Origin of the sequence: Clostridium sp. 19966 (assembly GCF_032335695.1) — a bacterium.
GTDB lineage: Bacteria > Bacillota > Clostridia > Clostridiales > Clostridiaceae > JACTOJ01.
This window is the reverse complement of sequence record NZ_JACTOJ010000017.1, coordinates 17,677-30,429: the sequence shown is the minus strand read 5'-3', so window position 1 is coordinate 30,429 and position 12,753 is coordinate 17,677. Positions and strand designations below refer to the sequence as shown.

Here is a 12,753-nt window from a genome sequence, read left to right as displayed (position 1 = left end):
TATATTCAGACCGTAGCATTCCTTCTAAAATAAAACCGTAGACAAAATGACATGAGAAAAAAGTGCAATCACTAAAAAATTGGAAATTGCATAATCATATATTTTATATCTTCTTTGGCTCTCTACTTTATAAAAATAATTGCGATTTCCAGATTTCCAAAAAAATATTTTTATAAGGAAGAAAATCAAATATGCTATAATAAATACAATTGCTATAGCCAACATAGTTACATGAAAGACATAATTTATTGCATTTTCATTATTTAAGGTGCTATTTATGCTTATATTTAGGGCATATCTACTATATAATATATATATTATTAATATAGTAGGTATGGCAAATAACGACCTAGCAAAGCTAGTTAGGTCAATTAGCTTTGGAGCTGGATACGTAAAAATATACTTAATAAAATTGAGTATATTTATCCTATTTGTAACAGTTTCGAAGGAAAATTCAACTATATTGACTTTATTTAATAAAATCGTCTTACCACTTATAATGCCCTCTTTTGAACTGCAAGTAACTTCTGATGAGTAGCTTTCCTCAGAATCATTTTCAAACCAGTTTTTTATTTTTTCAAATCCCTCCACTGTAGTAGAAATATCTATTTCTTTACCGTTAACCATTTTAAAAATTATGTTATATCCTTTAATTGAGTTGTCCTGAATATATTTTTTAAATTTATCTTTATTGCATTGTTTTAAAAGTATAAGTATTAGCATTAATATCAATGAAACTGCAGATAATACTAATCCTAAATAAAACGATAGAAAAGATAATGCTGCTCCTAGCAAAAATATTAAAATAAACCTTTTCTTGTTCATCGGAAACAATTCTTTGAAAATATTAAAATATAAATACATTATAAAAATATAACCTAACCAACTAATTAGAATATCAATATACATAAAATCCTCCTAAACTACTTAATATGCCCTTAGTACGTATTCCTCGCCATTGATTTTTCTGTTTTGATTTGTTGCATATTTAGGTATAAGCTTTTTCCTAAATTCACTTTTTTTTAATAGAAGCTATTTTAAACCCTATACCTAACTGTCCTAATAATTACTATCTACAGCATCAAATTGCGGATCTAAAACTATTACTTTCCCTTTCGTATCTTTAAGAATAATCGATTCTATTATTTTGTTTGTGAATGACATACCTCCTTCTGTATCTCCATTTACTATAAAATTATTATTATCCATTAAGTGAACCTCCTTGTTAAAAATTTAAATATACCTTTTTTAGATTCTTTTGCATTTAGACTTTTCATTAGTGTTTGCAAATCTCTTATGAATTCTTTGTCTTTGGAAACAGCTACAGGATTTTTTGTACTAAACATGCATTCATAAATACATTCACCAGAAGCTTTAATCGATAATATATCTCTAAATTTTATTTTCATAGACTTTATGAACTTTATGGTATTTTCATATTCATTTATGTTGCGGTAACTATTATTAATAATAACTATAATTTTCTGAGGATTAATTTTTCCCTTAAGTTTTTCAATCATGCTTATATTAAGTCTTGTATGTACATTATTCATATCAAAAACAAATAATATAACATCGCTATTAATCATTGCTGCCATCATATTTTCACTATATCCAGTTTTGCAATCTATAATTGTAACATCAAACTTTAATCTAATATCATCTAAACTGCTTTGAAATTTATCCTTGCTTATCTCTTCTCCCATAAATTCACCTGTAAATAAGGTAAAGTTATTTTTGATTGATATTCCTTCAGTTTTTTCTTCTTCAAATGGAACCTGATCTTCTATAGTCCCTAAAAGAATATTTGCACTATGATATTGATCTATATTTACTAAAGCTGTGTTATACTCTCTTTCCGCAAACAAATGGCTTATAATCCATGCCAAAGTGCTTTTCCCTGTAGGAGCATTAGATATTACTACAGCTGTAATTCCATTAACAACCTCAACAGTTTTTTGTTTTTCAGCTATATGCTTTACTGTTCGAACAACAGTTTCTTTTTTTACATCTGTGCTTGTCTTAATATTTGATGATAGCAGTGTAAAGTCAAATTCTCTTGGATAATGATTTACATTTTCTCTTATAATTTCTTTAGTTACTTTTGATATTTCTACGAAACTGTGAACCCCTAATCCCACAAGAAAAGATATGAATGTTTTATTTTCAAAATTATCAACAAGAACTATGGATTTTATGCCTAGCTTTTCCGCTTTTTTTATTATTCTAGCAATATTCTCTTCTTCGTCATCCAATAAAGTATTTATAAATAAAAATTCTATTTGAACATATTCTATAAGATCTAACACCGTAACTAAGTTACTTTCACTTTCCATTATCTCCACATCTTCAGAGCTTCTAAAAATATCTTCAAGCTCTTCACTTCCTAGTGATAGAAATATTTTTTTAGCCAAAGGCCAATCACCTCCAAATTTCTATTAGACATAGAAAATCTCTTAAATCAAATAGAAAATCATTCTTTTGATCATATCTTATATCCTCATCGATCATTTCTGTTACAGATTTTATCATTCCATTATAAATCCATTTAATTATTTCCTTTTGAGTCATATCTTTTTGCAGTTTTAACTTGCTTAATTTTCCGATTTTCATATAGGATATATATTCGTTATCAAATGTGATTTCATCAAAAGCTGCTAAAGTTTTAGCGATATCCCTAAGGTCTTCATATTCAACTACTCCGGATAAACATCTTGTAATTGACATTTCTTTTAAATTATCTAAAAACTTATTAAAGCTGTCACGGTCTTTTATTCCAAGTCTCTCTGCATACTCTCCATAATTATTATTACTTATGTTCAATACATTCTTAGACATCTTAGCCACTCCTTACGTCTTCCTATTTAGGAATACTATGACATGTACACCATAAGCACATTGTTAGTATTATTGATGCCGCAATTAAATTTAAAACCATTTTAAAACTAATGTTTGCTCCTATACAAATCATAATAAGTATAGCTACTACAAATAATATTACATTCGTAATAGTCCATATTTTTATTTGTGCTCTCTTGTTATTAGCAATTGCCTTTTGTTTTCTTGCTTCTAATGAAGTTACTTGATCCTCTATCCATTTTAATAACTCTTGTTCATTAAGAGTCTCATCAAACTCTTTATCCAATAACTCTTCTACCCTTCCACCTACGAATATAAATCCATAGATTATTCCAGATACATCCAGTATGCATTCACCTTCATCATTAATGTAAATTATATTTTCCATATAGTCCTGATAATCTACTGCAAATGTCTGCTCCCTAGATGATGAAATTCCTTTTAAAAAAGCATCTTTTTGTCCTTTTTGACTCAATTTATATATTACTTTTACTTTTTTACTTTCCATTTATTCCTCCTAAACATAAAGCACTTCATGTTTTCATGAAGTGCTTTATTATTAATTTGATTTATCATATTTATCCAAATTATACCTTTGAATACATCCTATAAGTAAATTTGCATAATTATGATCTGTAGCATATCCAGCTTCCTGAAGTGCATTAGCAGCTTCAGTATAGTTAGATGCAGCAATAACCTTCGAATATAAGTTTCCGGTTAATAACTTTCCATGGTCGTCTATAGAGTCATTCCAACTATTATACGCTCTAAACTTTGCGCTAATATAGTATGAAGATCCATCTGAATTTTCCTCTCTAGTTAGCATCTCAACATAAGGGCCTGTCCAATCGCTAAAAGCTTTCATTCCAAATAAATTATTAGCTTTTTTAGTTAAATCAGAACTTCCCCATCCTGATTCTAGCATTGCCTGAGCCAATGTAATACTTGGTAATACTTTGTATTTTTTATATGCATCCTCTGCTCCTGGAGCAACCTTGTTTATGAAATCTGCTTCACTTCCTGTAAAAGCTTCTCCACTTCCTCCAAATGTACCAGAGCCGGTATAAAATATACTTGGGTCTGATATGTCTTGTCCCAAAAAATTAGATGCCGTACTTACAATGGCATCAGCTGCACTGTCTAAATCTTCTTCTGGATATTGACCTCTTATTATATTCTTTAAATTTTGATACTGCGCATCTGTCTGTTTTATCCCATCAATTACAGGTTTGGTTGTAGTGATTTTTTCGTCAGGTTTAGTAACAACATCAGTCTGAGACTTATATGTTACGCTGAAGGTACCTTTAACATTTTTTGCTTCAGTTAAAAAATATTCTTCATCTTCTTTTTTATCTGTTTTCCATACTACTTTTTCCTGAGCTTTGTATGTGGTATCTTCAGATATTACATATATAATATCTCCTGTCTTGTATTGATCTCTGCTAAAGTTACTAGGTCTTGCATCCAAAAGAATTACATTCCCAATCTCAACTGGTTTTCCTGATAATGTGCTAAATCCTAATCCACTTGTTTTACTTACTTTATATGTATTATTCTCATTTATAACATATATAATATCGTTATTATTATACTGATCTGCACTTTTCATATCGCTTTTTTGAGGACATATTATAACATTCTTTAGTTCATCTGGTCTTCCATCTGAAGTTTTTTGAAGGTAATAATAAGTATAATCTCCGTCATAATCATCTCTGACATGTTTATCCCTGACTTGATATGTCGCATTATCATTTAATACATATATAATTTGTCCATTTAACTGATCTAAATTATCAGGCTGTGTAACAAATATTTTATATGAGGTCCCAGGAGGCACTCCACTACTAACAGAAAAGTTGCTAGTAACTCCATTCGATACTAAGTATGTTGTATTTTCATTTTTAACATAAATCTTTGTTCCTGAACTATAATTAGTAGGTTGAAAATTTGATGGTTTCGAACTTACTATAACTATACTCCCATCCGGTGATCCATGTGCTTGATCAAAATACTTTTCAATATCCTTATATTCTCTTACTGTAACTATCTTGTCTTTCTTATATGTAAACTTAGGCTTTATTATATCTATTACTTTATCTATATAATTAAGGACATCATTATAGCTCTTATATGTGTCTTTATCTTGATTTATTTGCCAATATTTTACATAAGCAAGAGTGTATTCCCATCCTTGCTTAAATTGAATATCTGTCTTGTAATAGTCTACAAATTTACCAATCTTATTTCCATTATCCTTAAATGTATTATCACTATTCATTTTTTCAGTTTTATCTTTTATCACCTGTAGCATTTTCTGATTGTCAGCGTCAGATAAACTTGCATCTACTGTATCACTACCAAAGAAATTTACTTCCATGCTTGCTGCCATAAATATTATCATAATAAGCATAATAGCTGGCAAAATTACTATACCAGCTATTATCCCTTTTTTCTTTTTAGATTTCTTGTTTCTATTTCTATTTCTGATTATCCCCATATCACCCACTAATCCTCGTTTCTCTCAATTTTATTATTTCTTAGGCTAGTAGTAATGTATCCTGCTGGGTTTTTAATACTATCTTTTTTATTAATTCTTTTCATTTCGTTTAATACTTGTCTAACATTTTCTTTGCCATATTTTTTTATCAAATTTTCCATAAATTTAACATCGTATTTCTTATTAAATTCATTATTAAAATCATTAATTAATGTTTCTGGGCCAGTATTATTAAGATTAGTTTCTATTTCTTTAGGTTCTACATGACCTTCATTATTATTTTCTTCAGCCACAACTGCTTTAGGCCTTTCTACATCATTATTTTGTTCATCACTCATGATATACAGTTGATTGACATCTCCGCCGCTTTTATACACCTTATCGATTTGAGCGGCAACAGCAATTTTTTGGCGTTCTTCAAATCTAGGTAAATTCATTTCTTCTCTACTCATAGCCTTTTGTACAAAATAACTATATTTAGGTTCTGTATTTTCTTTTGCAGCTTTCTTCTCAGACATATATTTTGAGGCTTCGTACCTATTATTCAATATATCCTCTGCAAGTCTGAGTCTGTCATTTAGATTGGCGTTATTATAATGTCGTTGAGATGCATATGGATTTTCTTCATAAGCAAAGTCGTTATTTGGAGTATGCGCATTTTCTTTTATATTGCTTGTGTCTTTCCGTATATTATTAAGATTATCGTTAATCTTATCATCTTTTCTGTCTTTATTTCCTTCATTTATAGCTGTATTGATGTTTTGTAAATGCTTTTCGATATTATTTCTTTGAGCCTGATTGCTTTTATAATTTGAAGGGTTGCTTTGTTGTTGGCTTTTCCCTTGATTCTGATTATTAATATTGCTACCAGTAGAACTTGTGCCAGTATTATTTCCACTGGAGCTTGAAGCAGTTTTGTTTGATGCAGTAGTATTATTTGCTCCCTTGCTTGTATTATTTCTATTTTGATAACTTGATGCCCCACCTTGTGGAGAAGCATTAGTACTACTTCTTATGTTGCTTCCTATATTACTATTGCGGTCCTTATTATTTCTCCTAATTTGTGATGACAATAAATTATCATTTCTTACATGCCTATGAATATTGCTAGGCTCCCTAAATGCTTCTTTTGAATTCTTTGAGAAATTTAGCACCATATTAAATATATCTTCTCGTTTCCAATAAGCAGCTACAATTATTACGATTTGCAAAAGCATAATAACAAATATAGAATACTTATCAGACATTTCATAGGTGGCTAATATGAAAGAAAATACTACAGCTAATAAAAATGATATACTTATACGCATACTCATATATCCTATGATTTTACCTGCCCATGAATTAATTATTTTAAAGCCAAACCATGGTATAAGAGCTAACAGGAATATAATTGCCGCAAACAAGCTAATTAATACGCTAAATATTTGAAAAGCTAGCATAAAAAAGCAAAGTAGCACTATAACTATCGCCATTATAATAAATATTAAAAGATACACTATTGATACTACGAATCTTCCTTTCCCAACACTTGATTGAAAGTGCTGGCCATCCTTAGCAATATCATTAACATAATTTTGCCTATCATCCGAACTTGGATCCATTGTTAGTATCTTGTCTTCATACTGACTTGCAATTTTAGTATTACCAAACTCCATTACTTCCCATGGCTTATGTACAAAGATAACCCATAAGTTATTGCAGACAGCCATTGTAGAAGAAGATGACGATGCCCCATTGTTAGTTGCAAAGTAAGTTCCCTCTAAGATATTTTGACTTATTTCCCTATTAAATTTATCTACAGTGTTTAATACTTGAGTTGGATTAGTTAGAAAGCCATATCCCAAAGTTGCAACTAATATTACTTCAATTAATCCTGTCCATATTTGAGTCCTCTGATCCTTTAATAATTTAATTACAAAAAATATTCCAGCTAAACTTATAGCAGCCATTGATAGTTGATCAAAAACTGTAGTCTTAAGTGCATTAGAAATAGCATTCAAATAACTTGAGAAAAAATCATATATATTTAAATTAAACGCATAGTATACAACTACAATAACTGCATATGCTAGAACACTTTCTAATGAAAAAATAGCATTGGCTAAAGTATTTAATATTGAAAAGTCAAAAGCTTTAAATATTCCTCCGGATTTTTTTAAATCTAAATAATAATTCGGTCTATATTCATTTAAATATTTATCTTTATCTTGGCCATTAAATAATTCTTGAGCACTTGGAAACATCGCATTTTCCGGATTATCTGCAGCCTTTGCAGATATTCCTCCAGAAATTAATGACATAAAAATAGTTAATATTATAGTAACTAAAATAACCCTATTTTTTTTCTTCATATGCTCACTCCCCTGACATGGAGTTGATAACTTTTTCAGGATTAGTATTAAATGCATTTAATATTAAATGCTCAAATACAGCATCAAATTGAAGTACTCCCGTTCTACCATCAAGATCCTGAAATAAGCACTGTCCATTTTCAAGATTTCTAATAACATCCATGTTTTCTTCAGTACAGTCTAGATCCATAGTATCTAAAATTGCAGTTATCTCTTTATTGTCAGTAGCCTTAAAACAGAATTTATACGATATGTGTGGTTTTATTTCTTCATCATCTATGTCTCTTATTGATTGAGTTATAAAGAAACATCCAGCATTTAGTGCACGTCCTTCCCTAACAAGCTTGCTCATCATCTGCCGACCTGAAGATGTTGATTTAAGTGCCCAGGCTTCATCAAAAAGTGTACATTTAAAATAGCTTCTATCCATGTGATTGAATCTATCTGCAAAGGATGCTACCGGAATCATTAACACTGTTGATAATACTTCTTCAGGTGTGTATGTTTCCTTAGGTTTTTTAGGATCTGGTAGCACCAAGTTTTGTATTTGAATTATATTTATTTTTTTATCAAAACTAAGTGCTCGTTCTTCCTGAGTGCCATCTCCAAGCAATAACGCTGCCATAGCCATATCTTTTAAGTTATTAACTTTCCTTCCAAGTAAATGAGCTTTTCTAGTTAGAATCTCATCATCATCATCAAATTCTAATAGTTTCTGTGCAACTTTTAGCATACAAGGATTTTCCTGCTTCTTTACCCATTTAGTAACTTCCTGCAAAATTAAATACTCATCATCTTTAGAAGATATCCCATACATTTCTGATATTATTGATATAGCTAACCAACTTGCTTGTTCTAAATCATTTTTGTATAGATAATAAGGGTCTAATGTTCCTTTATACTCCTCACTGCTCGACAAGGTAATTATATTTATTTGATCCTTTAATTCAGGAAGATCCTTTTTCCAATCCCCACGATCTCCTTTTGGATCTAATATTAAACCTTTCCCACCGTACATAACTGCTAGATATAGCAACAAATTTGCATTGAAAGACTTCCCACCACCAAGAGTACCTACAAATACTCCTGATGCACTTCTATTTACTCTACATGCTCTAGAGACGTCTAAGAATACCTTTTTTTTCATATCTCCTGTGGTGCCTATATATGGTCCTAAATTATCTCCAAGGACTCTTGTTGCTCCGATCATTCCTCCACACAAAGTTCTAGGTGGCAACTTTTGTATATAATCTGTCAAATATCTTTGAGTCCCTGGCAGGAATTCCATAAAAAGTGCCATTTGATCTGATAATGGTCTTTCTACCATAAAATTATCATCAACTAAAATACCTTTTATGAACGAAACATTTTTCTCTAGAGATTCCTTGTTGTCATCATATATGCATATATATATTGATGCGTGGATCATTGGGGATTTTGATGGTTTTAATTCTGCTTCTAGCTCATCTGTATAGTCCATGCTATCTGCTAAATCTTCTGGAACACTTTCATCATTCTCTGCTATATGCTCTATTTGGTCTTTTATTTCCTTTCGCTTCTTGGTTATATTTTTTATACTAGCATTATGTTCTATAGTGTTAATTTTGATGCATACTTCCGTATTTATGGGGTAATCCTGTAGCAGCAGAAACCATTCTCCTCCAGGAAATCTTAGTGGGGGTATATCTGTAACAGCTAAAAATGCTTGATAAGATGTCCTGCCATCAGTATGCTCCACCTTAAATGTTCTGCTTTCATCTAAACACATTTCTCCATCCATTAAAGTTAAAACTTGTCGGGAATCTGGTCTAATCATTTGCTGACCGTTCTTCACAGTATTTTCAACAAATGGTGTCCATAAATTTTCTTCATCACCTCTAAGTTGAAATTCACCTAATCCTCTAAACATTGGCCTTCGTATAAGAAACTGTATCTCATATTCACTTACTTTATCCAAAGCTAATCTTACATCTTGCTTGTTTAAATAATCAGTAGCTAACCTTTGAAAACTTGCTATTTTACTCTCCATAATTTCAATGGCATCAAGTGCAAAAAACTCTTGCACAGATTGTACAGGTTCATGTACAAAATACTTGAAAAATTCTTTTATATCTTTAATTATGTCTTGCTTCAGTTTAATCTTAGTTATTACATAAAAGCTATAATCTGAGGGCTCTTCTTTCTTTATTTCTCGTCCTGTACTTTTATCAATTATTTTAGGATTTAGATATGCCGCAGTGTGTGTAGCATGTCCAAGTGCTACATTATATAGAGGATCACTTTTCTTTAAACATTTTTTTAGTCTATTGTAATGTGAATCTATATCTTGGCTTATTGGTATCATTAAAATTTGAGCTTCTTCACCTATGTTGCTCATAAACCTCGTCAATTTATTTAGTATTCTTATTTTTGAGTCATTCGATCTAAAATCGTATCCAAATCCAACAAGTTTATAAACCGCACAACATTCATCTTTTTGGGTGTTAAAAATAAGATTATCTTCAAAATATTTTATTGGGAACTGTATGTTAATCGTGCTCATATCACTCCCCCTTTTCTTTTTTTAGAAAGTATCTGTTGAGTTTTATCGACACAGTTCCATTGCCTATATACAATTTTGCTGTCAAATCTGCTTCTGCTAGTGCTTTTTATTGGCTTGAATCTTAGATATCTTTTGGGAGATATTTTAAAAATTAAGTAATCAAAGAAAAACTTATGTGGTAGTTTACCGTCTAATTTTTGATTTGTAAGAAATTTAGTTATTCCATATGGAATTAAAGCAAACCGAAGCATAGGATTTAAGTCGCTATAAAATGGAATTATCTTATTTAAAAGCATACTCAAGGCCACGCTTATAACAAAATACATAGCTTCATTTGGCTTTACTGGAAATGGTAATTTTCCTCCTTCAATTGCATATATCTTTCTGTCAATTTTCCACACTGAATTATAGGTTTTTAGTATTAAATAATCTTCTTTATCTTCATTCATAATAATAAACAGCACTTATACGTGCTGTTTATTCCTCCCTTCATTAGCCTCCAGTAACAATTGACCATAGAGATTGTCCTAACTGTAACACCTTATCTGGAGATGCTATAATTGCTAGGAAAAAGGCCGCCATTATTAAAAAAGATACTCCTTTAATAAATGCTCTTTGCGTCAACATTTTAACCCCATAAACTGCTGTAATTGCTAACCCTATTGTTTTAGCACCGGAAATTAAAAAATTTGATATGTTATCTGCATAAGTATTAGAAGCAGCAAAAACATTTGTGCCTAACCCTATGATCATAATAGCTGACATTGCAACCGATGATATTGTTCTACTCTTCAAGGAATCCAGTTTATGGCTTTCGCTATCTTTTAATTTTTCTTTTATCCTCATTAACACTATTTGTTCGCCTCCTTCAAATTATCTACTCTAGTATCAAAATTTTTTATATAGTACCTATCCTTCTTAACTAAAGTGAAATTTACTCTTTGTTTAATATCCTGATTAGAGTCGCTATCAGTTAGAGAAAATGTGACTAATGCAAGGAATTCGTTGTTCGCTTGATTAAATACTCTTAAATCAGTTATATTATCAAATTTAAACCCTTTAATTCCATTAACATTAAACTGTGGATTTAGCATATAATATGATAATTCACTTGAGCTTCCAGAAGTATATGTTTTTAAAAAGCTAGTAAGTGTATCCTTTATAGCATTTATATAAGAATCATCTGCAGCTTTTCCGTTATATTGATTATCAGATATATCTGCTGTACCAGGGTCTGAAATAACTGTAGGTAAATCTTCAACTGCATATCTATTATCTTTAAATGCCACCGGAACCCTAAGATATACATCCTTTATTGAAACTTTAGTCTCTATTTGTCCTGTAATATCATTTTGAACATTTGGTGTACTATATTTTACTCTAGCCTTTATATCTATATTTAATTGTGTATTAGTATAAAAATTGCTACTTATAGCTATAACGTCGTCTGCTTCAGCTTGAGACTTAGAGTTTATGCTATTCATACTTCCTTTTAAGTAATCTGGAACATATTTTTTTATTCTATTGATGTAATCATCAGAATTATTGCTATCGTATGTTAGAAACTCCTTAGCAAAACTTTCTGCGAATGCTGCTGCTTGATTTTTAATTTCTTCTTTTGATTGATACACTGTAAGATTTTTATCTACGTTTGTTTGAATTGCCTTCGTAGGATCTTTCCTTACCACACTAGCGGCTCCTCTTACAAGTAAAAAAATAACCAGTATCCACAAAATTGCTTTCCCGACCCTTTGAGGAGTAGTTGGTCTAATTTTTACTTCCTTTATTTTCTTTAAGGTATTTATTTAAATTCCCTCCTTTCTAAGGATTTCAAATTTATATTTCATCACCTCCTTCAATATTTTTGAATTTATTATTTTTTTAATGGATTCTTTTCTCTATGATCGATTATTAATTGAGTTATTTGATTTTTAAACTCATTACAAGCATTATTGAAAGGGCAGCTTTTTTCTGCCAGTCTTGCATTTTCATATCTAGCTTTAAAAAGTTCATCCTTAAGCTCTAGCTTTTCTCTCTCCAATTTTATTAATTTGCTTTTTAAAGCTCTATTTCTATCTAGTAATGCCTTTATGTGGGAAAAACCATTAAGTTTCAATTCAGCCTTTGAATTAAGCAAATTATGATTTTTGTTTCTTAGTGCTTCGGTCATAAATATTGCTCCTCTCTCTAATTTTAAGTTAAAAAAAAAGAACATCCTCATTTCCTGGATTGTTCGAAATTATTTTGATATATTTTCGTTTAAAGCAGCTGCATAATTTTCTATATCAGTTCTTTTACATTTTATGAAAGATAGCTCTTCTTTACCTTTGTTAGTTTGAACTTTCTTCACGACAATCTCATCTGCCTTAACATGGAAGTAATCTTTTATTCGTGTGTTTTCACCTATCATATAAGAATAAATAGGTACGCTTTCTATCTCGTCACCTTTTTTGATGTCTTCACATAAATCTCTTTTAGCTATTAACTTTTCACCCATAACC

General features: G+C 30.4%; 13 protein-coding genes. All 13 read right to left on the bottom strand.

Annotated elements, in window-relative coordinates; translation table 11 throughout:
- Positions 1–24: 24 nt before the first annotated feature.
- The 13 genes from IAI10_RS16330 to IAI10_RS16270 all read right to left on the bottom strand — a co-directional run bounded on the left by IAI10_RS16330 (position 25) and on the right by IAI10_RS16270 (position 12,749).
- Positions 25–909 (bottom strand): hypothetical protein, encoded by an 885-nt coding sequence (locus IAI10_RS16330; protein ID WP_315674365.1) that lies wholly within the window; start codon positions 907–909, stop codon positions 25–27.
- Positions 910–1,059: 150 nt separating this feature from the next.
- A complete protein-coding gene (locus tag IAI10_RS16325; protein ID WP_315674364.1) occupies positions 1,060–1,209 on the bottom strand; it encodes a hypothetical protein in 150 nt (49 codons plus the stop codon).
- Complete coding sequence (locus IAI10_RS16320) at positions 1,209–2,414, bottom strand: hypothetical protein (protein WP_315674363.1); 1,206 nt, start codon at positions 2,412–2,414, stop codon at positions 1,209–1,211. Before IAI10_RS16320 ends, IAI10_RS16325 begins: the two co-directional genes overlap by 1 nt.
- 7 nt (positions 2,415–2,421) lie before the next feature.
- Positions 2,422–2,838, bottom strand: a complete 417-nt coding sequence (locus tag IAI10_RS16315; RefSeq protein WP_315674362.1) for a hypothetical protein — start codon at positions 2,836–2,838, stop codon at positions 2,422–2,424.
- Between the two features lie 22 nt (positions 2,839–2,860).
- Positions 2,861–3,367, bottom strand: a complete 507-nt coding sequence (locus IAI10_RS16310) for a hypothetical protein (RefSeq protein ID WP_315674361.1) — start codon at positions 3,365–3,367, stop codon at positions 2,861–2,863.
- 51 nt (positions 3,368–3,418) lie between these two features.
- The gene (locus tag IAI10_RS16305; RefSeq protein ID WP_315674360.1) at positions 3,419–5,356 is read right to left on the bottom strand and encodes a glycoside hydrolase family 73 protein; all 1,938 of its coding nucleotides are present in this window, start codon (positions 5,354–5,356) and stop codon (positions 3,419–3,421) included.
- An 8-nt stretch (positions 5,357–5,364) separates the two neighbouring features.
- Positions 5,365–7,710, bottom strand: coding sequence for a CD3337/EF1877 family mobilome membrane protein (locus IAI10_RS16300; protein WP_315674359.1), 2,346 nt, complete (start codon positions 7,708–7,710; stop codon positions 5,365–5,367).
- Between the two features lie 4 nt (positions 7,711–7,714).
- Entirely contained in the window at positions 7,715–10,252 is a 2,538-nt protein-coding gene (locus IAI10_RS16295; protein ID WP_315674358.1) for an ATP-binding protein, read from the bottom strand.
- Positions 10,249–10,701: a TcpE family conjugal transfer membrane protein gene (locus tag IAI10_RS16290; RefSeq protein ID WP_315674357.1), complete on the bottom strand. Its 453-nt coding sequence runs from the start codon at positions 10,699–10,701 to the stop codon at positions 10,249–10,251. Before IAI10_RS16290 ends, IAI10_RS16295 begins: the two co-directional genes overlap by 4 nt.
- Positions 10,702–10,744: 43 nt before the next feature.
- On the bottom strand, positions 10,745–11,104 hold the full coding sequence (locus IAI10_RS16285) for a hypothetical protein (protein WP_315674356.1): 360 nt from the start codon (positions 11,102–11,104) through the stop codon (positions 10,745–10,747).
- Positions 11,104–11,940 carry a conjugal transfer protein gene (locus IAI10_RS16280; RefSeq protein WP_315674355.1) on the bottom strand — a complete coding sequence of 279 codons (837 nt, stop codon included), beginning with the start codon at positions 11,938–11,940 and terminating at the stop codon, positions 11,104–11,106. Before IAI10_RS16280 ends, IAI10_RS16285 begins: the two co-directional genes overlap by 1 nt.
- Before the next feature lie 185 nt (positions 11,941–12,125).
- On the bottom strand, positions 12,126–12,422 hold the full coding sequence (locus tag IAI10_RS16275) for a hypothetical protein (RefSeq protein ID WP_315674354.1): 297 nt from the start codon (positions 12,420–12,422) through the stop codon (positions 12,126–12,128).
- Positions 12,423–12,491: 69 nt separating this feature from the next.
- Positions 12,492–12,749 carry a hypothetical protein gene (locus IAI10_RS16270; protein ID WP_315674353.1) on the bottom strand — a complete coding sequence of 86 codons (258 nt, stop codon included), beginning with the start codon at positions 12,747–12,749 and terminating at the stop codon, positions 12,492–12,494.
- Positions 12,750–12,753 lie beyond the last annotated feature (4 nt).

Coding starts and splice junctions, on each gene's coding strand:
- IAI10_RS16330 (WP_315674365.1), bottom strand. CDS start 909: ATGTATATTGATATTCTAATTAGTTGGTTAGGTTATATTTTTATAATG.
- IAI10_RS16325 (WP_315674364.1), bottom strand. CDS start 1,209: ATGGATAATAATAATTTTATAGTAAATGGAGATACAGAAGGAGGTATG.
- IAI10_RS16315 (WP_315674362.1), bottom strand. CDS start 2,838: ATGTCTAAGAATGTATTGAACATAAGTAATAATAATTATGGAGAGTAT.
- IAI10_RS16310 (WP_315674361.1), bottom strand. CDS start 3,367: ATGGAAAGTAAAAAAGTAAAAGTAATATATAAATTGAGTCAAAAAGGA.
- IAI10_RS16305 (WP_315674360.1), bottom strand. CDS start 5,356: ATGGGGATAATCAGAAATAGAAATAGAAACAAGAAATCTAAAAAGAAA.
- IAI10_RS16300 (WP_315674359.1), bottom strand. CDS start 7,710: ATGAAGAAAAAAAATAGGGTTATTTTAGTTACTATAATATTAACTATT.
- IAI10_RS16295 (WP_315674358.1), bottom strand. CDS start 10,252: ATGAGCACGATTAACATACAGTTCCCAATAAAATATTTTGAAGATAAT.
- IAI10_RS16290 (WP_315674357.1), bottom strand. CDS start 10,701: ATGAATGAAGATAAAGAAGATTATTTAATACTAAAAACCTATAATTCA.
- IAI10_RS16275 (WP_315674354.1), bottom strand. CDS start 12,422: ATGACCGAAGCACTAAGAAACAAAAATCATAATTTGCTTAATTCAAAG.
- IAI10_RS16270 (WP_315674353.1), bottom strand. CDS start 12,749: ATGGGTGAAAAGTTAATAGCTAAAAGAGATTTATGTGAAGACATCAAA.